General features: G+C 64.4%; 17 protein-coding genes. 5 read left to right on the top strand and 12 right to left on the bottom strand.

The window, feature by feature from the left end:
* Positions 1–97: 97 nt before the first annotated feature.
* Both HV753_RS01645 and cueR read left to right on the top strand, forming a co-directional pair.
* The gene (locus tag HV753_RS01645; protein WP_175172674.1) at positions 98–2,377 is read left to right on the top strand and encodes a heavy metal translocating P-type ATPase; all 2,280 of its coding nucleotides are present in this window, start codon (positions 98–100) and stop codon (positions 2,375–2,377) included.
* A 15-nt stretch (positions 2,378–2,392) separates the two neighbouring features.
* Complete coding sequence (cueR, locus tag HV753_RS01640; protein WP_175172673.1) at positions 2,393–2,785, top strand: Cu(I)-responsive transcriptional regulator; 393 nt, start codon at positions 2,393–2,395, stop codon at positions 2,783–2,785.
* Between the two features lie 90 nt (positions 2,786–2,875).
* Here the strand turns inward: cueR and rlmD are convergent, their stop codons facing one another.
* The 5 genes from rlmD to HV753_RS01615 form a co-directional block, all read right to left on the bottom strand.
* The gene (gene rlmD, locus HV753_RS01635) at positions 2,876–4,390 is read right to left on the bottom strand and encodes a 23S rRNA (uracil(1939)-C(5))-methyltransferase RlmD (RefSeq protein ID WP_175172672.1); all 1,515 of its coding nucleotides are present in this window, start codon (positions 4,388–4,390) and stop codon (positions 2,876–2,878) included.
* A gap of 105 nt (positions 4,391–4,495) precedes the next feature.
* Positions 4,496–5,668 carry an MFS transporter gene (locus HV753_RS01630; protein ID WP_175172671.1) on the bottom strand — a complete coding sequence of 391 codons (1,173 nt, stop codon included), beginning with the start codon at positions 5,666–5,668 and terminating at the stop codon, positions 4,496–4,498.
* Between the two features lie 143 nt (positions 5,669–5,811).
* Positions 5,812–6,708, bottom strand: coding sequence for a LysR substrate-binding domain-containing protein (locus HV753_RS01625; protein ID WP_175172670.1), 897 nt, complete (start codon positions 6,706–6,708; stop codon positions 5,812–5,814).
* An 87-nt stretch (positions 6,709–6,795) separates the two neighbouring features.
* Entirely contained in the window at positions 6,796–7,158 is a 363-nt protein-coding gene (locus HV753_RS01620; RefSeq protein ID WP_246288115.1) for an Imm51 family immunity protein, read from the bottom strand.
* A gap of 63 nt (positions 7,159–7,221) precedes the next feature.
* Positions 7,222–8,787, bottom strand: a complete 1,566-nt coding sequence (locus HV753_RS01615) for an MFS transporter (RefSeq protein ID WP_175172669.1) — start codon at positions 8,785–8,787, stop codon at positions 7,222–7,224.
* A 130-nt stretch (positions 8,788–8,917) separates the two neighbouring features.
* Between HV753_RS01615 and HV753_RS01610 the strand changes: the two genes are divergently transcribed.
* The gene (locus HV753_RS01610; RefSeq protein WP_175172668.1) at positions 8,918–9,793 is read left to right on the top strand and encodes a LysR family transcriptional regulator; all 876 of its coding nucleotides are present in this window, start codon (positions 8,918–8,920) and stop codon (positions 9,791–9,793) included.
* Between the two features lie 129 nt (positions 9,794–9,922).
* Here the strand turns inward: HV753_RS01610 and HV753_RS01605 are convergent, their stop codons facing one another.
* The 6 genes from HV753_RS01605 to surE form a co-directional block, all read right to left on the bottom strand.
* A complete protein-coding gene (locus HV753_RS01605) occupies positions 9,923–10,675 on the bottom strand; it encodes a TorF family putative porin (protein ID WP_175172667.1) in 753 nt (250 codons plus the stop codon).
* A 388-nt stretch (positions 10,676–11,063) separates the two neighbouring features.
* Positions 11,064–11,687, bottom strand: coding sequence for a hypothetical protein (locus tag HV753_RS01600; RefSeq protein ID WP_175172666.1), 624 nt, complete (start codon positions 11,685–11,687; stop codon positions 11,064–11,066).
* A 165-nt stretch (positions 11,688–11,852) separates the two neighbouring features.
* Entirely contained in the window at positions 11,853–12,632 is a 780-nt protein-coding gene (locus HV753_RS01595) for a 3'-5' exonuclease (protein WP_175172665.1), read from the bottom strand.
* Complete coding sequence (locus tag HV753_RS01590; protein ID WP_175172664.1) at positions 12,629–13,489, bottom strand: peptidoglycan DD-metalloendopeptidase family protein; 861 nt, start codon at positions 13,487–13,489, stop codon at positions 12,629–12,631. Before HV753_RS01590 ends, HV753_RS01595 begins: the two co-directional genes overlap by 4 nt.
* Before the next feature lie 17 nt (positions 13,490–13,506).
* Entirely contained in the window at positions 13,507–14,331 is an 825-nt protein-coding gene (locus HV753_RS01585; RefSeq protein ID WP_175172663.1) for a protein-L-isoaspartate(D-aspartate) O-methyltransferase, read from the bottom strand.
* Complete coding sequence (gene surE / locus HV753_RS01580) at positions 14,316–15,074, bottom strand: 5'/3'-nucleotidase SurE (protein WP_175172662.1); 759 nt, start codon at positions 15,072–15,074, stop codon at positions 14,316–14,318. Before surE ends, HV753_RS01585 begins: the two co-directional genes overlap by 16 nt.
* 199 nt (positions 15,075–15,273) lie before the next feature.
* On the opposite strand from surE, the gene plsY reads away from it, so the two are divergent.
* The gene (gene plsY, locus HV753_RS01575; protein WP_175172661.1) at positions 15,274–15,915 is read left to right on the top strand and encodes a glycerol-3-phosphate 1-O-acyltransferase PlsY; all 642 of its coding nucleotides are present in this window, start codon (positions 15,274–15,276) and stop codon (positions 15,913–15,915) included.
* A gap of 71 nt (positions 15,916–15,986) precedes the next feature.
* Here plsY and tsaD read toward each other — a convergent pair whose 3' ends face one another.
* Positions 15,987–17,018: a tRNA (adenosine(37)-N6)-threonylcarbamoyltransferase complex transferase subunit TsaD gene (gene tsaD, locus HV753_RS01570; RefSeq protein WP_175172660.1), complete on the bottom strand. Its 1,032-nt coding sequence runs from the start codon at positions 17,016–17,018 to the stop codon at positions 15,987–15,989.
* 111 nt (positions 17,019–17,129) lie between these two features.
* Between tsaD and HV753_RS01565 the strand changes: the two genes are divergently transcribed.
* Positions 17,130–18,422, top strand: a complete 1,293-nt coding sequence (locus HV753_RS01565) for an NCS2 family permease (RefSeq protein ID WP_175172659.1) — start codon at positions 17,130–17,132, stop codon at positions 18,420–18,422.
* Positions 18,423–18,471: the final 49 nt, after the last annotated feature.

The following is an 18,471-nucleotide window of genomic DNA, read 5'->3' as shown; positions in this document are numbered from 1 at the left end:
CATTCCCATCGTGTCAAGGTCAAGCGTAAAATGCACCTTGACCTTCCCATCATGGGAAGGATGAAACTACAGGCTCCACTCCAAAACGAGAACCGCCATGAGCGTTGCCACCCCCTCTGCCACCCAGTTGGAACTTGCCATTGAAGGCATGACGTGCGCGTCATGCGTCAAGCGCGTGGAAAAGGCCCTGACCCATGTCCCCGGCGTTGCCCAGGCCCAGGTGAACCTGGCCACCGAGCGCGCCTTGGTGTCCTATGACCCGTCCACCGCCCAGCCGCAAGCCTTGGTCGATGCCGTCGTCAAGATGGGCTACGAGGCCCGCCCCATTGCCGCCCAGGACGACCACGCCGAGCGGCAGTCTCAAGCCCGCGACGCCGAAGCCCAGCGCTTGCAGCGCGCCTTCACCGTGGCGCTGGTGCTGACCCTGCCCGTGTTCGCCTTGGAAATGGGTTCGCACCTGATTCCCGCCATGCACCACTGGGTGCAAGCCACGATCGGCCAGCAGAACAACTGGCTGCTTCAGTTCGTGTTGACGACCGCGGTACTGGTCTGGCCGGGCCGGCACTTCTTCTCCAAGGGCCTGACCGCGCTGTGGCGCCGTGCGCCTGAAATGAATTCGCTGGTGGCGCTGGGCGCCGGCGCGGCCTGGGGCTATTCGGTGGTGGCCACCTTCGCCCCAAGCCTGCTGCCCGAAGCCTCGCGCAATGTCTATTTTGAAGCCGCCGCCGTCATCGTGACCCTGATCCTGCTGGGCCGCATGCTGGAAGCGCGCGCCAAGGGCAAGACGGGCGCAGCCATCAAGCGCCTGATCGGCCTGCAACCGCGCACGGCCCGCGTCATGCGCGATGGCCAGGCGGTGGATGTTGAAATCGAAAACGTGAAGACAGGCGACCTCGTGGTCGTGCGCCCCGGCGAGAAGATCCCGCTGGACGGCGACATCATCGAAGGCACGTCCTATGTGGATGAGTCCATGCTGACGGGCGAGCCCGTACCCGTTGAAAAGCAGCCTGGCATGCAAGCCACCGGCGGCACCCTGAACACGTCGGGCAGCTTCACGCTGCGCGTCACGCACACCGGCGCCGACACCATGTTGGCCCGCATCATCCGCATGGTGGAAGCCGCCCAGGGCGCGCGCCTGCCCATCCAGGCGCTGGTCGATCAGGTCACGGCCTGGTTCGTGCCCGCCGTGATGGCGACCGCCCTGCTCACCTTCCTGGCCTGGTTCTTCTTCGGCCCGTCACCGGCGCTGTCGCACGCGCTGGTCAATGCCGTGGCGGTGCTGATCATCGCCTGCCCTTGCGCCATGGGTCTGGCCACCCCGACCTCCATCATGGTCGGCACGGGCCGCGCCGCCGAAATGGGTGTGCTGTTCCGCCAGGGCGACGCCTTGCAGACGCTTCGGGACGTCAATGTCGTGGCGTTTGACAAGACCGGCACGCTGACGCTGGGCAAGCCTACGCTGACCGAACTGGAACCGGCCGCCGGCCACGACGGCCAGCAAGTGCTGCAATGGGTGGCGTCGGTGCAGGCGCGTTCGGAACACCCCATCGCGCTGGCCATCGTGGCCGCCGCGGTGGAACGCAAGATGGACCTGCTGCCGGCTGAAGGCTTTGCCGCCATTACCGGCGCGGGCGTGCAAGCCACGGTCGCCGGCCGCCAGGTGTTGGCAGGCGCCGCGCGTCTGATGGCTGAACACGGCGTGGACGTCAGCGCGTTTGGCCAGCGCGCCACCGATTGGGGCAACGAAGGCAAGACGCCTATCTACGTGGCCATCGACGGCCAGGCCGCCGCCATGATGGCCGTGACCGACCCGATCAAGCCGTCCGCCGTATCGGCCATCGCCGCGCTGCATGCACAGGGCTTGAAGACCGCGATGATCACGGGCGACAACCGGTACACGGCACAGGCCGTCGCACGCCAGCTGGGCATCGACGAAGTGCGCGCCGAAGTGCTGCCCGATGGCAAGGTGGAAGCCATCGGCACGCTGCGCGAAGGTGGCCGCAAGGTGGCCTTCGTGGGCGACGGCATCAACGACGCGCCGGCACTGGCCGCTGCCGACACCGGCATCGCCATCGGCACGGGCACCGACGTCGCCATCGAAGCCGCCTCGGTGGTGCTGATGGCCGACGACCTGCACGGCGTGCCCAACGCCATCGCGCTTAGCCGCGCCACGCTGGCCAATATCCGGCAGAACCTGTTCTGGGCGTTCGCCTACAACGCCGCCCTGATTCCGCTGGCGGCAGGCGCTTTGTACCCGGCGTTCGGCCTGTCCCTTTCGCCCATCTTCGCCGCCGGCGCGATGGCCCTGTCCAGCGTCTTCGTGCTGGGCAACGCCCTGCGCCTGAAGGCGTTCCGGCCGCGCGCCGTGCAGGCCTAATCCAAGGAGACCATCATGAATATCGGAGAAGCAGCCAAAAGCTCGGGCATTTCCGCCAAGATGATCCGCTACTACGAGAGCATTGGCCTGATCGGCCCTGCCGTGCGGACGGACTCGGGCTACCGGGTCTACAGCGATCAAGACCTGCACACCCTGCGCTTCGTGCGCCGCGCGCGGGATCTGGGTTTCTCGGTGGAGCAGATGAATGAGCTGCTGGCGCTGTGGAAGGATCGCAGTCGCGCCAGTGCCGACGTCAAGCGCATCGCGCTGGAGCACGTGCAGGAATTGGAGCGCAAGGCCGAAGCCCTGCACGACATGGCCGCCACGCTGAAGCACCTGGCGCACCACTGTCACGGCGACGACCGGCCCAATTGCCCGATCCTGGAGAATCTGGGGCGGTCGCACTAAAGCAGAACGCGCCGAACCCGCCTCACTGGCCAAAACGAAACTGGCCGGGCGACAAGCCCGGCCAGTTTCACGTCTGCACTACGCTGGGGATCAGCCCTGAGCTGCTTCCCCAGCCTCTGCCGTTTCGGCATCGGCCGCCACGCGCGCGTGATAGGCATCGGTCGCCGCCTGCTTGGCAGCCGCCTTCTCTGCCGCCGCTGCCGCCCGGGCCTCTTCCGCCGCCACCGCATCCGCAGCAGCCTGGATGGCGCGCTGGCGGGCACGTTCCTTCACTTCCAGCACGCCCGCCGCGTCCAGCGATTCAAACACCGCGATCGATTCCACATGGCCCGTATGCGGGAACATGTTGATCACGCCAGCGCTCTTCAACACGTAGCCGCCTTCATGTACCAGGATCGCGGCATCGCGCGCCAGCGTGGCCGGATTACAGGACACGTAGACGATGCGGCGCGGACGCTCTTCGGCCGACAGTTCCGCCAAGGCTTGCGACACGGCATGCGCCCCTTCGCGCGGCGGGTCGATCAGCATGCGGTCGAAGAACCCCAGGCTGCGCAGCCAATGCGCGTCCACTTCAAACAGGTTCAGCGTGGCGAAGCTGGTGCGGTCGCCCAGTCCGTGGCGCGATGCGGCGTCGAACGCGCGGTCGGTCAGCGCCTTGCTGCCTTCCACGCCCACGGCCTCGCGGCCCTGCGTCGCCAGCGGCAGCGTGAAATTGCCCAAACCACAGAACAGGTCAGCGACGCGGTCGGTGGGCTGCACGTCCAGCAGCTTCAGCGCGCGCGACACCATCGCGCGGTTGATGGCGTGGTTGACCTGCGTGAAATCGGTCGGACGGTACGGCATGCGCAAGCCGAATTCCGGCATGGTGTAGGCCAGCGTGTCGTCGTGCTCGCGCTCCAGCGGATGCACCGTCTCGGGGCCCTTGGATTGCAGCCACCATTGCACGTTGTGCTCGGCCGCGAACGCGCGCAGGATGGCGATGTCACCATCGGTCAGCGGCAGCAGGTGGCGCAGCACCAGTGCCGTCACGCCTTCACCCAGCGATACTTCGATCTGCGGCATGCGGTCTGGCGCGGACATCGACGCGATCATCCCGCGTAGCGGCACCAGCAGGTCGCTGACGTGGCGCGGCAACACATGGCATTCGCGCATGTCGGCCACAAAGCTGCTCTTGCGCTCGTGAAAACCCACCAGCACGCCGCCCTTCTTCGGCACGACCCGCACCGACAAGCGCGCGCGGTAACGGTAGCCCCAGGTCGGCCCTTGCAGCGGCGGCAGGATCAGCGCGGGGCGCAGCTTGCCGACATGCCAGAAGGTGTCTTCCAGCGAACGTTGCTTGATGGCCACTTGCGTGCTGGGCTCCAGATGCTGCATGGCACAGCCGCCACAGACGCCAAAGTGCGGGCAGCGCGGCACGACCCGTTGCGACGACGGCCGCATCACCTGGTCCACGCGCGCGATCTCATAGGACGGCTTGCGGCGCACCGTGACGGTGGTGACCCGTTCGCCCGGCAGGGCCCCTTCCACGAACACCACTTTCCCGTCGCGACGGGCGATACCCCTGGCTTCCAGATCCAGGGACTCGATACTCAAAACGTCTGACATCTCACGCAGTCCAGAATTACACGCAACCCAATATTGTAGAAGGACTCTGGCCATTCGTGAAAATGGTCTTTGGCGGAGCCGGAGCGCCCCGCCATTCGATCGCGATCAAACAGTCTGCCGCGCCCGCGTCCGAGCCGATTGCAGCCATAACGCCGCCATTGCCGCCAAGGCGGCCGCAGCCCCCACCATGGGCAGCGCGGCCAAGCCGGCCCCGGCGATCGTCAGGCTGCCCAGGCCCCCGCCCAGTGCCGTCCCCAAATTGAAAGAGGCGATGTTCAGGCCGGCCGCAACCGCCGTGGAGGCCGGCACATAGCGATGTGCCTGCTTCAGCAAGCGCAGGGTCAGTACCGTCACAATGCAGAAGAACACGAGGCCCAGCGTGCCGGCCAGCGCCACCACCACCCAGCTGGTGTGCCGGAACAGATACAGCCCCAACAGATTTGCCACCAGACCCGACAGCGCCAACAACGCCGAACGATCGGTCGCCATCTTGTCGGCCAAATAACCACCCAGAAGATTCCCGGCAATCGAAAACAGCCCGAACAACAGCATGGCCGTGCTGAGCCGTTGCACGTCGCCCCCCGCCACCTGCAACAGATACGGCGAAATGAAGGTAAAGAAGCAGAACGTGGCGACACTCACCAGCACGCCCACGCCTGCCGTCATCAGCATCTGCGGATGCGCGATGGCGCGCAACCCCGCCCCCACCCCGACACCGCTCTCGGCCCGCGCGGCTTTGGCCGGCATGCAATACAGCAGGCCGGCCAGACCCGCCAGCGCCAGGACGCCAATCGACGCAAAGATGGCCCGCCAGGACCAGATGCTGCCCAGCAAGGTGCCCAGGGGCACGCCCAATGCCAGCGCCAGGGTCAGTCCGATCCAGACGACGGACACGGCGCGGCCGGCCCGTTCGTTGCCTGCCAGCCGCGTCGCGGCGTCCGAAGCCACCGCCATGAACACGCCATGGGCCAGCCCCGCCACGAAGCGAATGCCAAGCAGCATCGGCAAGGTGGCCGACAGACTCATCAAGACGCTGCCGGCCGCCAACACCGCCATCGCCCACGCAAGAATGCGGCGGTCTTGCCAGTGCGACACCAGCGCGGTGATGAAGGGTGCGCCAATGGCCGCACCAAAGGCATAGACGGCGATCGCCGCGCCGACTGCCTCGATCCTGGCGTGCAGGCCGAGGGCCATCGCCGACACCAGTCCGGCGACCACGAACTCCGACAACCCGAAGGCAAACGTGCAAATGGAAAATATGTAAACGGCGACAGGCATGAAACTCCCGAACTCGACGACAAGGGGCAAGGTCCGGCACCGCACATCGACATTGTCTTGGCGGGAGGACTGTCGTGGAGCTTAGGAAGCTTCCGTGTATCCGTAAAATATCTTATTCATTAAGAAATAAGACATCTAACGTCTTATTTGACCGCGCGCATGGCGGCCAGCAGGCGGTCACGCACCGGTGACACCCTGCCCGGGTTCCAGGCCATCAGCAGATCCAGATGCAGCAAGGACGTCGGCGCGTCGGCCTCAAGCGGCCGGAACACGATGTCGTCCCGCCCGGGATGCGCAAGCGAGGCCGGCAGCAGCGCCACGCCGAAACCCGCCGCCACCAGCGCGACAAGCGTCTGCAATTGGCGGGCTTCCTGCACCACCCTGGGCACAAACCCGGCCGTCTGGCAAAGCAGGATCAATTGATCATGAAACCCCTGCCCCAACGGCCGTGGCGAGGCGACAAAGGGCTCGTCCTTCAACGCTGCCAGATCGACCACATCGTGCGCCGCCAGAGGATGCCCTGCCGGCAAGGCGACATGGATGGGTTCGCGCAGCAAGGTTTCAAATTGCAGAGCGGGGGCCGTGGCGCCCGGCGTACGCAGAAAACCCACATCCGCCGTGCCGCCTTCCAGCGCCCGGACCTGCTCATGCGTCGTCGCTTCTTGCAGGGTGAACGCGACGGCAGGATGGGCTTCTCGGAAATCACGCAGCGCACGCAACAGCGAGGCGTAGGGCGTGATGTTGATGAACGTCAGCGTCAAATGCCCGTCCATGCCCTGCGCGACGCGCCGCGTGTGCGCCACGCCGTCTTCAAGTGACGCCAGGATGCCCCTGGCGGTCTCAAGAAACGCGGCGCCCGCGGGCGTCAGTGCCACACTGCGGTTGGTGCGCTCAAACAGCGTTGCGCCAATCTCGCCTTCCAGCCGGCGGATTGCCTGGCTGAGCGGCGGCTGCGCCATGTGCAGCCGTTCGGCAGCCCGGTTGAAATGCAGCGTCTCCGCCACGGCGACGAACTGCCGCAATAACCGGGTTTCTATCATAGCGTCACCGCATCAATCCCAATACCCGGCAGCCCCCGGGGCCCGGGTGCGGCGAGCAGGATCTTGCGGTGATTCATGATTTTTCTGTCAGTCCAGTTCTGCGCGGGAAAACAGATCCTGAATCAGCTTTCTGTCTTCACATGCCGCCTTGAACGCCAGCGCGAACGCCTTGAGGCCTTCACTATCCGAAGAATAGGCGCAGAACATGTCCGCTTCCGGATCGAAATCGATCTGTTCGGAGAGTTCTGGCATTTTTTCGTTCAGAAACACCAGCGCCAAAGAGACCCAGTCGTAGCCTGAACCCAAAAAGCCTTCTTCACGCCTGCGGCGAAAGACTTCTGCCTTGTATTCTCCCGGGACAAGAAGAAGCGAATAGCTTCCTTCATATTCCGACCAGGAAAAAGGCTTGATTGCTGTTTCAAAATCAATAGTCGCTGCGTCAATAGTCACTGCGCTCAAAGCTCCTTGGAAAACCCGCCGTCAAAGCAACGGCTCGGCGGTCATTAGAGGCAATTATTGCGTTTCGCGCAACGCGACAGGCGATTTTTCCTTTTCCGACGCCGCGCGGGCCCGCGCGGGCGAGAACACCAGCCAACTCATCAGGGCCAGGATGAAGGCGCTGGCAGCGCCATAGACCATGACCCAGCGGAACCCAGCCACCAGCGCGTCGCGGAGCATGGCGGCTGGGTTCTCAGACACCGACAGCAACCCCGCATACTGATCCAGCACCTGAATGTCCCCTGCCGCGACTTGCTCGGCGAGCACGCGCAATCCGGGATGATCCGCCGAACTCAGGACGGCCGCCAGAGACGCGATTGTGCCTTCGACCAGCACAAAACCCATGACTGCAATACTGAATGCCAACGAGATCATTCTTGCGCTCATGTCCGCGCCCGACGCCATCCCCACCCGCTCGCGCGCAATCGAGGCCGTAATGGTGTTGGCAACGGGCGTGTTGGTCAGCCCCAGACCGACACCTGCCACCACACAGCCCGGCAGGACAAGCCAACCCGATTGCGGGAACAGCGTGCCCAAATGCATCAGCACAAAGCCCACGCCGATGATCGATACACCAGCCGGAATGACAAACCCCGGATGAAATCGCAGCGACAGGCGTTCGGCCAGCGACGGCATGAATAGAGTGGGCAACGTGTAAGCCAACAACGCAAACCCCGTCTGCACGCTGCCGTAGCCGAGCCCCACGTGAAAGTAGATGGGTAGATAGATGATGAACGGCCAGAAACTGAAATTCATGCCCATCGACCCCAGCAACGCGCCGGAGAAGTTGCGAACCTTGAATACCGAAAAATCGATCATGGGCCGGACATGCATTTTCTCGGCGATCACAAATCCGACAAAACTGGCCACCGACAGACCGATGATTCCCAGCGCGGCCGGGCTGGTGAATCCCAGCACCGGTCCTTGCGTGACAAACAGCACCAGGCAAAACACCGCTACCGACAGGGTCAGGATGCCTGCGATATCCAGGCGCTGCGCGTGCGGATCCCGCGATTCTTCGACCCCTAGATGGCTGAGCCACAACGTGATGGCCGCGAACAGCACATGGATCAGGAAAACCCATTCCCAACTGGCCAGCGCAAGAATCGCGCCGCCAACGATCGGTCCAAACCCCAGCCCGATGCCGAAGATGCTGCCCCACCACGCGAACGCCGCGCCACGCTCGCGCCCATCGCGGAACTGACTGGATAGAATCGCCACCTGGCAGATCAACATGATGGCGGCGCTTAGCCCTTGCAAGAACCGCGCGACGATCAATACCTGGATACTCAGCGTCAACCCGCAGATCAGCGAGGTCACTCCGAACGCCACGATGCCAATCGTGAAGACTCGTTTGCGGCCATAGCGGTCGGCCAGGGTTCCCGTCGCCATCAGGATCGTCGTCATGGCGATGGTGTAGGCCGCCATCACCCATTGCAGTTGTCGGAAACTCGCGCCCATCACTTGCTCGATGGCGGCCAGGATCGGCGGCACGCTGGATATTTCAAGCCCCAACATCAGGGCGGACAAGCAAATAGCGGCCAAGGCGAGCCTGCCTCGGCGTTGATGCATCGCATTCATGAACAAGCTTCCCAACAACGGTTAACGCATTCCGCTCAACGGTTCTAGCGCATGCCGCATCGTAAGAAAGGCGCCATCATTTCACAATGATATGCTTGGGTATTTCAGTAATAGCAATTTTGGATAGATCATGAGCAGCCCCAATCTGGATGTGGATGCCGTTCTGGCTTTTGTGACCATCGCGGATGTTCAGAGCTTCACCAAAGCGGCCAATATCCTGGGGTCGACCCAAGGCGCCATCAGCGTCAAGCTAAAACGCCTGGAAGCACGGCTGGGCCATCAACTGATTGAACGTACCCCGCGTCTGGTGCGGCTGTCGGCGCATGGCGCCCTGTTCGTCGAGCCCGCCCGGGAGTTCCTGGCGGCGCACCATCGTGCCATTGCTGCCCTGTCGGCCGAGCGCCGCCAATTCAGGCTGGGCATCGCCATGCACGTCGCCGGCCCGGAAGTGCCGACGTTGCTTGCGCGCCTGAATGAAAGAGACCCCGCGCTGACGATCGAAGTCCACATGGATGATTCCCGCCAACTACTGGAAGCATTCGACTGCGCCGCGCTGGACGCGGTCATTGTGCGGCTGGAAGATGGCCGGGGCGATGGCGAAGACCTGGGCCCTGAACACTTCGGCTGGTTTGCCGCTCCCGGCTTTGAGCACCGCCCCGGCGAACCGCTCAGGCTCGCCGCCTTGGCCCCGTGCTGCCATGTCCGCGACATCGCGGCGCAAGCGCTGGACCGAGCGAACATTGCCTGGACCGAAGTATTTGTCGGCAGCAGCCACGCCGTCACGGCCGCTGTCTCTGCCGGCCTGGCCGTGGGCGCCCTGTCCTGCCGGCTGGCGCCGCCCGACAGCATCGAAGTCAGCCAACGATTCGGACTTCCGCCGTTGCCGCCTTCGCGCATCATGCTGCATTCCACGCTGTCCGACCGGCGCACCCGCGAAGCCTTGTTGACCTTGGCCGCCGCCTATCGGGAACACCGCACGACCCGGCAAGCCATCAAGCCCGACTGATGCGTCCGACCCGGCAGGCGTCTGACCAGGCATAAAAAAAGGGGCTTGCCGGAGGCTGCCCGGTTAAAGGCAGTCTCCATCAAGCCCCCCAAAGGTCGACGCCGTTCAAGGCGCCGCCACGGATTGCATTTAGAACGAACGCGAGACCGAGAACACCGCGCCCAGACGGCCCGACGGATGGCCATATTTGGTGGGCAGCCAGTTGTCCTTGGTAGCGCCCACCGCCGCCAGGCCCAGCACCCAACCCTTCAAATCCTTGGTCACGCCGACCTTGTAGTCGACGTAATGGCCAATCGAATCGCCGTCCATGTTCGATTGGTTCTTCAACTTCTGATAGCCCAGGTGGCCCAGCAAGCCCCAGCCATCGCCCAGATCGAACGTGGCCGTGCCGTCCAGATACCAGGTGCCTTTGCTGTCCGGCGTGCTGAAGAAGTCGCTAGGCGTGTAGGAGTACTTCAACGAGTAGTTGCCGTAAGACGCGCCCAGGTAAAGGTCGGTGTTGTTGTAGTTGCCGCCCTTGGGGGAGCTGGAGCCCGGGTAGTAGTAATGCAGCACACCGGCATCCAGCGTGAAGCCGCCGCCGACGTCACCCTTCCAGCCGCCGTAGAAATCCATTTCCAGGTTGCCGTCGGTGAACACGAAGTCGGACACGTTGGAGTTCCAGTTGCCCAGATAGAAGCCAGAGCTGTGGGTCAGGTCGATACCCACCTGCACCGCAGGCCGAAAGTCGGTCTGCGAATAGCCGCGGAAGCGGTAGTCGCTGGCAATGGTGGCGTTACCGCTAAGAGAAAAACCGCCCCCGAGATCGGTGGGTTCGGCCTGAGCCGTCGAGGCGAAACAAGCGGCAAGCGCAAAAGGCAAGGCTAGCAACGTCTTCTTCATGGTGCGGAGTCCTGATCGGATTTAACGAGGAGGAGGACGGCCAGTGGCGCATCCATCAGACCGGTTTTGCTGCGATTGGTTACCGGCTCCCTTTCCATTAAGCAATGTCCGTGCCAGGTTTCATCCCGGTGACAAACGGCTGTCTGGCCGTTGAATCACTGTTGCAACGCACCACAAGCGTGCAGGAACACTGCCGCGGCTTGCCGCCTCTGCTTCAAAGTGGGGAATTTGCGCCAAACTGGGTCATGCGGCAGCCGCGCGGAGCGCCCTCGCGTCCCGCGGCACTCGCCGCGACGCACGACGAAAAACCCCGGCCCGCGCATGTGCGCGTCCGGGGTGGGTCTAGCGTCAAGCCACGGTGCCAGCCGGCGCCGTGGCCACTGCCGGCTTAGTTGGCCTGCGGTGCGGGCGGCGGGGGAACGTCGCCAGCCGGAGGCGGAGGCATGGCGCCGCGGCCCTTGCCACCGTGGCGGCCTTCCATCTTGGCGTGGCGTTCCTGCATCTTGGCTTCGCGATCCTTGACCAGCTTGGTGACTTGACCACGCTGGGTATCGTTCATGCTGTCCCAAACGGCCAACCATTGGTCACGCACCTGCTGGGCCTGCGTACGGAACTGGTCGCGCGTCTGGTCCGACTGGGCCATCAGGGCGCGGGGATCGAGCTTGCCGCTGTCCAACTGAGCCTTCAGCAGCTCATGGCGCTTGCCACCAGAGGCGCGCATGGCTTCGTGCAGGCTGCGCTGGCCGTCCTGCGCGGTCTTGAACAGGGCTTGCTGCTTGTCGTCGAGTTTCAGCTGATCGACTTGCGCCTTGGACACGGGGCCGATGCCAGGGATGAACAAGCCATCGCGCATGCCCTTGTGGAACTCGCCACGTTGGCCGTGGTGCATGGCGGCCGGGCCACCATCAGCGGGAGGGGGCGGCGCAGCCATGACGGTACCGGCCACCAGACCGCCCGTCGCGGCGACAAATGCAAGAGCGGCCAAATTGGAGCGAATAGCGAATCGGGACATGTTGTGTCTCCTGAAAGTGAAGAAAGCGAGACCATTGTGCGTTCGGCCCCGTTTCAACCGGGTTTCGTCCCCGCTGTCCATGTTTCAGTCGATTGCGTGCTCCAGACGTGAAGACGGGACCCGTGTGGGTCCCGTGCTTTGTCCATGCCTGTCCTGGGTGGCGCGTCAGACCGCGTCCCAGGCCGCCATGTATTCCTTCCAGTGCGGCGCGTCGCTGGCGGCCAGCGTGTCGCGCACCAGAGCGACTTCAGCGTCATAGCCGGTGCGGTCCAGTTCGCCCCGCAAGAAGCGGAAGCGGCAATACACCAGCCAGGTGTTGACGACGTCGGTTTCGCAATAGGCGCGCACTTCGTCGGCGCGACCCGTGCTCCAGGCCTCCCAGACCTTGCTGCCGTCCATCCCGAGCTTGCCGGGAAAGCCGCACAGCTTGGCCAGGTCGTCCAGCGGCGCATTGGCGCGGCCGTTGTACTTGGCCAGCACGTCCATCAAGTCAAGATGGCGCGTGTGATAGCGGGCGATGTAGTTGTTGAACTTGAAGTCGCGATCTTCTTCGCCCATGTCCCAATAGCGCGGCGCGGGTACGCCGCAAATCAGGCTGCGGTAATGCAGGACAGGCAGGTCGAAACCCGATCCGTTCCAGCTCACCAGCTTGGGCGTATAGCGTTCGATGGTCTTGAAAAAGCCCGCCAACAAGGCGGCTTCGGGATCATCGGGCTGACCTAGCGTCTTGACGCGGAAACCCTGGTCATCGCGGAACACGCATCCCACCACCGCGACCTTGTGCAGATGCAGCGGCAGGAAGTCGTGGCCGACGGCTTCACGGCGCGCGGTCAGCGCGCGTTCGACGACTTCCTGGTCCGGGACATCGGCACCCCAGCCGTTGAGCTTGCGCAGCCCATCGGCATCGGGGATGGTTTCAAGGTCGAATACCAGGGTTGGCGTCATTTGGCGGGCAGGTACTGCATCGGGTCGACCGGCGTGCCTTGGCGACGGATCTCGAAATGCAGACGCGGCGACGTGGTGTCAGTCTGGCCGAGCTCGGCGATCTTGGCGCCGCGCTTGACGTTCTGCCCCGTCTTCACCAGCAGCGCGCGATTGTGCGCGTACGCCGTGATGAAACCGTTCTGGTGTTCAACGATGATCAGGTTGCCCAGACCGCGCACCCCGTTGCCGCTGTACTTGACCAAGCCATCCGCCGCTGCAGTGATCGGGTCGCCCAGCGCGCCGGAGATGTCAATGCCCTTGCTGCTGGCGTTGAAGGTCTGCACGATGGAGCCATTGGCAGGCCAGGCCCAGTTGATCACGCTGGCATCCGCCGCGCGTGGTGTGGGCTTGACCTCAGCCGGCGCGGGCGCCGGCGTGGCGGAACTGTCAGGCGGAGGCAGCGACGCGACCGGGGCGTCGGGCTGATCCAGCGGCCGCGGCTGCGGCTTGGCGCTGGCGATGGGCGCGGTTTGCGCGCCACCACCCGACCCGCCCGACATCTTCAGCACCTGGCCGACCGAGATCTGGTTAGGGTCGCTGAGGTTGTTCCAGCGTTTGACGCTTTCGATATCCACATTGTTGGCACGAGCGATCTTGTAGAGCGTGTCGCCCGGCTTGACCACATAGCTGCCGCCGGGCTGAGCCGACGGCGCGGGTTGCCCGCCGGTCATGTCGACCACCGGGGCACGAGTACCTTTCGATGCGCAGCCGGCCAAAATGGCCAGGCTGAGTGCCCCCGCGATGAAGAGCGGGCGGCGCAGGCGCGTCATGGACGCGCCCATAGTCATATCGGTCAGTTGCGACTGCCCGTTGAGCATACGTTTCTCCTGTTTGCTCAAGATTGTATTCCGGCGCGTAGCGGCACAAAGCGCACGGCCTCTAATTCAGTACGTTTCCAGCTGGCGGCACCTGTGCGTTCGATCAGCACCAGGCGCTGGTTCGAGCCCCCTTCGGGGGCAATCAGGCGGCCACCCGGCGCAAGCTGCGTAAGCAGCGCTTGCGGAATGGCCAGGCCAGCGGCAGCCACAACGATAGCATCGAACGGGGCCACGCCGGGCAGGCCCAGGGTGCCATCGCCATAGATCAGCCGGATCCGCGTGGTCAGCCGCAAGGCGCGCAGATGCACGCGCGCCAGATCGTAGAGTCCGCGGATGCGTTCGATTGAATGGACCTCGCGCACGAACTGCGCAAGGACTGCTGCCTGATAGCCACAACCCGCGCCCACTTCCAGCACGCGGGTCGGCGTGCGGTCTTCGCACACGGCGGCGATCATGCGCGCCACCACCCAAGGCTGCGAAATGGTTTGCGAATGGCCGATGGGCAACGCCGCGTCCTCATAGGCACGGCTGGCCAACGCCTCATCCACGAAAAGATGGCGTGGCACGGCCGACATGGCGTTCAGTACGCGCTCGTCGCTGACACCCTGGGTACGCAGGCGTTGCACCATTGCTTGGCGCAGACGATCGGAATTCAAGCCCAGATTGTTGCCCGCGGCGGGCACGGGTGCCTGGGTCTGGCGCGGCAAGGTGGCAGCCGAAATGCGGGTATTGCTGTTGGCGGGGGTCACGCCCGGGCTGAGGCGGCCGGAGTCGTAGCGGACGGGGCTGGGCCGGCCAGGCACCGCCTGCGACACGTCGGGTTGGCTTACACGTTTGCGCATAGCGGCTCTGCCCAGGTGCGGATTTCATCCAATTGGCTGTGCTGGGTCAGGTCCAGCCGCAACGGCGTGACGGACACCATGCCCTGCTCCACTGCATGAAAATCCGTGCCCGGGGCGGCATCGGCGGCTAAGCCCACGGGACCGATCCAATAGACCGTGTCGCCATAGGGCGTGGTGGTACGCACCACGGGCTGCGACGGGTGCCGCTTGCCCAGGCGCGTGACCGCGAAGCCGTGCAGGTCGTCAAAACGCCGGTTGGGAATGTTGACGTTGAGCAACACCGGCGCCGCCAAGGGCTGGGCCAGATGCCGTTCGACGACCAACCGGGCGGCACGCGCGGCGGAATCGATGTGTTCCCAGCCCTTTTCGGCCAGCGAGAATGCGATGGACGGGATGCCAAACAGATAGCCTTCGCTAGCAGCGGCGACCGTGCCCGAATACAGCGTGTCGTCGCCCATGTTGGCGCCGTTGTTGATGCCCGACACGACCAGATCCGGGCGCGCGTCCATCAGCCCGGTCAGCGCCACGTGAACGCAGTCCGAGGGCGTGCCATTGACGGCGATGAAGCCATTGGACGCCGTGCGCACCGACAAGGGCCGGTTCAGCGTCAGGGAGTTGGAGGCGCCGCTATGGTTGGTCTCGGGCGCAACGACGGTGAGGTCGCCCAAGCCTTGCAGCGCCGCTACCAGCGCTTCGAGCCCAGGGGCCGAGTAACCATCGTCGTTGGAAACCAGAATTCGCATTGTGCATCCGAAAGAAAATGAAACGCCCGTGGACGTGTCGGATTGTACCGTCCGCAGCCGTACCCTGTATGTCTTGTCTGCGCCCCCTGCCAGCCCCCTGCCCCGGCGTGCTGGCGCCACGCTCGATAACCCGTACCCAGGGGCGGCGCCGGGCGCGGTAGAATCCGCAGCCATTACGACAACAACGGACTCCCTTTCCATGGCGATTACCGAACCTTCCCTGGTGTTCACCGCTGCGCTCATCCTGCTGGCCTACCTGATCGGCTCGGTCCCGTTCGCCGTGGTCGTCAGCAAGCTGATGGGGCTGCAAGACCCCCGCAGCTACGGGTCCAAGAACCCGGGCGCCACCAACGTGCTGCGTACCGGCAACAAGACGGCCGCCGCGCTGACGTTGCTGGGCGACGCCGCCAAGGGATGGTTCGCGATCTGGCTGGCGGAAAAACTGGCCCCTGGCATTGCCCCCACCGCCTTGGCCCTGGTGGCGCTGGCCGCCTTCGTCGGCCATCTGTACCCGGTCTTCCTGGGTTTCAAGGGCGGCAAGGGCGTGGCGACGGCGCTGGGCGTGCTGGTGGCAATCCAGCCCTGGCTGGCCGTGGCCACCGCCGCGACCTGGCTGATCATTGCGGTTTTCTTCCGCTATTCCTCGCTGGCCTCGCTGGTGGCCGCCTTCTTCGCTCCCGTGTATTACGTCTTCGGCTCGGGAATGGCCTGGTACGCGCAGCCGGCCATGGGCGTGGCGCTGGTCGTCATCGGGGTGTTGTTGTTCTATCGACACCGCGCCAACATCGCGCGTCTGGTGCGGGGCACGGAAAGCCGCATCGGCGGCAACAAGAAGAAATAGCCCGCACGGGCCATGGACAACAAGGGCGGCCTGGGGCCGCCCTGTTCATTCTAGGCCCCGCAAAGGCGGGATCAGGCAATGTCGGCCAGATCCCAGCGCGGCTTGACCGTGAAGCTGTGCGCATCCGGGTCCAGCGTCGCAAGGCCCGCCTTGACCCGCTCGGCCGCCGCGAAAGCGATCATCGCGCCGTTGTCGGTGCACAATTCCAGCGGCGGGAAATACGCTTGCGCCTTCATCGGTTTCAGCGCCGCCGCCAGTTTGGCGCGCAGCAACTGATTGGCGCCAACTCCGCCGGCCACGACCAGCCGGCGCAGGCCGGTCTGCTTCAAGGCCTTGATGGCTTTGGCCGCCAGCACGTCCACGATCGCGCCTTGCGTTGCCGCCGCCAGGTCCGCACGGGTCTGATCGTTCAGGCCGCCGTCTTTTTCGGCCGCCTTGACCCGCGTCAGCACCGCCGTCTTCAAGCCGCTGAAGCTGAAATCCAGATCACCGCTATGCAACATCGGCCTGGGCAGATCAAAGCGCGAGGCATCGCCCTGGCCTGCCAGCTTGGCCAAGGCCGGGCCGCCGGGATAGCCCAGCCCCATCAGCTTGGCCGATTTGTCGAAGGCTTCGCCTGCGGCGTCGTCCAGCGTTTCGCCCAGCAGTTCGTAGCGGCCCACGCCATCCACCCGCATCAGTTGCGTATGGCCTCCGGACACCAACAGCGCCACAAACGGAAAGTCGGGGCGTGGATCGGCCAGCATCGGCGACAGCAGATGCCCTTCCAAGTGATGGATGCCGATGGCCGGCAAGTGGCGCGACCAGGCGAACGACTGCGCCACGCTGGCGCCAACCAGCAAGGCGCCCGCCAGACCGGGCCCGGCCGTGTAGGCCACGGCGCCGATGTCCGACATTTGCAGGCCGGCCTCTTCCAGCACCTGGCGGGTCAAGGGCACGACGCGGCGGATGTGGTCACGCGAGGCGAGTTCCGGCACCACGCCACCATATTCCTGGTGCATGGCGATCTGGGTATGCAGCGCATGCGCAAGCAGACCTCGTTCCGTACAGACGGCTGCGACGCCGGTTTCGTCGCAGGAGCTTTCAAAGCCGAGAATAATCATGGCGGCAGAGTTTACAACTGATGCGAAAATACGCTTGTTTCTGAAATAGCGAGGGCCATCCGACCCTCGCCCACCATCACCTACAAGCCTGAAAAAACACTGGGGACTCGAATGCTGGAGAAGCTATTCAAGCTGCGCGAACACGGGACCACCGCGCGTACCGAGATCGTGGCGGGTCTGACGACCTTCCTGACGATGTCATACATCATCTTCGTCAACCCCGATATCCTGTCCTCGACAGGCATGGACCGGGACGCCGTCTTTGTCGCCACCTGCCTGGCCGCCGCGCTGGGATCGCTGGTGATGGCCCTGATCGCCAACTGGCCCATCGGCATGGCGCCCGGCATGGGCCTGAACGCCTTCTTCGCGTTCACCGTCGTCAAGACGATGGGCTATTCCTGGGAACAGGCGCTGGGCGCCGTGTTCATCTCGGGCGTGATCTTCCTGATCCTGACGATATCCGGCATCCGGGTGTGGCTGGTGAAGGGCATCCCGCATTCCCTGCGCAGCGCTATCGCCGCGGGCATCGGGCTATTCCTTGCCATTATCGCGCTATCCAGCGCGGGCATCGTCGTCGCCCATCCGGCCACCAAGGTCTCTCTGGGCAACCTGACGACCCACGGCCCGCTGTTCGCCATCCTGGGCTTCTTCATCATCGCTTCGCTTGACGCCTTGCGCGTGCGCGGCGCGATCCTGATCGGCATCATCGTCGTCACCGTGCTGTCGATGGCCCTGGGCTACAACGAATTCAAGGGCATCTTCTCGGCACCGCCAAGCCTGGCGCCCACGTTCATGAAGCTGGACATCCTGGGCGCGCTGCATAGCGGCTTCGTGCATGTGATCCTGGTGTTCGTGCTGGTTGAAGTGTTTGACGCCACCGGCACGCTGGTGGGTGTGGCCAAACGCGCCGGCCTGGTGCCGGAAGGCCGCCCCAACCGCCTGGGCCGCGCACTGTTCGCCGACAGCACGGCCATCGTCGCCGGCTCCGCCTTGGGCACCAGCAGCACCACTGCCTTCGTCGAAAGCGCCTCGGGCGTGCAGGCCGGCGGCCGCACCGGCATGACCGCACTGGTCGTCGCCCTGCTGTTCCTGGCTGCGCTGTTCATTTCGCCGCTGGCCGGCGCCGTGCCCGCCTACGCCACCGCGCCCGCCCTGCTCTACGTGGCCGGCCTGATGATGCGCGAACTGATCGACATCGACTGGAACGAAGTCACGGAAGCCACGCCGGCCGCCCTGACCGCGCTGGTCATGCCGTTCACGTATTCCATCGCCAACGGCATTGCCTTCGGTTTCATCAGCTATGTCGTACTGAAGACGGCCACGGGCAAGGTGCGCGATGTGCACCCGGCAACCTGGCTGGTAGCGGTGCTGTTTGTGATCCGCTACGCATTCTTCCCTGAATAAGCCGTTCCTGGCCGCATCCACCAAAAAGCCGCCCGGCACGTCGCCGTGG

Origin of the sequence: Achromobacter pestifer, from assembly GCF_902859625.1 — a bacterium.
GTDB lineage: Bacteria > Pseudomonadota > Gammaproteobacteria > Burkholderiales > Burkholderiaceae_B > Achromobacter > Achromobacter pestifer.
The sequence above is the reverse complement of the archived record's forward strand: the minus strand, read 5'-3'. Positions and strand labels throughout refer to the sequence as shown.

What these genes read in the sequence shown, in the direction of transcription:
- HV753_RS01610 (WP_175172668.1), top strand. Translation starts at nt 8,918, where the DNA reads ATGAGCAGCCCCAATCTGGATGTGGATGCCGTTCTGGCTTTTGTGACC.
- HV753_RS01625 (WP_175172670.1), bottom strand. Translation starts at nt 6,708, where the DNA reads ATGATAGAAACCCGGTTATTGCGGCAGTTCGTCGCCGTGGCGGAGACG.
- HV753_RS01605 (WP_175172667.1), bottom strand. Translation starts at nt 10,675, where the DNA reads ATGAAGAAGACGTTGCTAGCCTTGCCTTTTGCGCTTGCCGCTTGTTTC.
- rlmD (WP_175172672.1), bottom strand. Translation starts at nt 4,390, where the DNA reads ATGTCAGACGTTTTGAGTATCGAGTCCCTGGATCTGGAAGCCAGGGGT.
- surE (WP_175172662.1), bottom strand. Translation starts at nt 15,074, where the DNA reads ATGCGAATTCTGGTTTCCAACGACGATGGTTACTCGGCCCCTGGGCTC.
- HV753_RS01565 (WP_175172659.1), top strand. Translation starts at nt 17,130, where the DNA reads ATGCTGGAGAAGCTATTCAAGCTGCGCGAACACGGGACCACCGCGCGT.
- HV753_RS01595 (WP_175172665.1), bottom strand. Translation starts at nt 12,632, where the DNA reads ATGACGCCAACCCTGGTATTCGACCTTGAAACCATCCCCGATGCCGAT.
- plsY (WP_175172661.1), top strand. Translation starts at nt 15,274, where the DNA reads ATGGCGATTACCGAACCTTCCCTGGTGTTCACCGCTGCGCTCATCCTG.
- HV753_RS01615 (WP_175172669.1), bottom strand. Translation starts at nt 8,787, where the DNA reads ATGAATGCGATGCATCAACGCCGAGGCAGGCTCGCCTTGGCCGCTATT.
- HV753_RS01630 (WP_175172671.1), bottom strand. Translation starts at nt 5,668, where the DNA reads ATGCCTGTCGCCGTTTACATATTTTCCATTTGCACGTTTGCCTTCGGG.
- HV753_RS01645 (WP_175172674.1), top strand. Translation starts at nt 98, where the DNA reads ATGAGCGTTGCCACCCCCTCTGCCACCCAGTTGGAACTTGCCATTGAA.
- cueR (WP_175172673.1), top strand. Translation starts at nt 2,393, where the DNA reads ATGAATATCGGAGAAGCAGCCAAAAGCTCGGGCATTTCCGCCAAGATG.
- tsaD (WP_175172660.1), bottom strand. Translation starts at nt 17,018, where the DNA reads ATGATTATTCTCGGCTTTGAAAGCTCCTGCGACGAAACCGGCGTCGCA.
- HV753_RS01590 (WP_175172664.1), bottom strand. Translation starts at nt 13,489, where the DNA reads ATGCTCAACGGGCAGTCGCAACTGACCGATATGACTATGGGCGCGTCC.
- HV753_RS01600 (WP_175172666.1), bottom strand. Translation starts at nt 11,687, where the DNA reads ATGTCCCGATTCGCTATTCGCTCCAATTTGGCCGCTCTTGCATTTGTC.
- HV753_RS01585 (WP_175172663.1), bottom strand. Translation starts at nt 14,331, where the DNA reads ATGCGCAAACGTGTAAGCCAACCCGACGTGTCGCAGGCGGTGCCTGGC.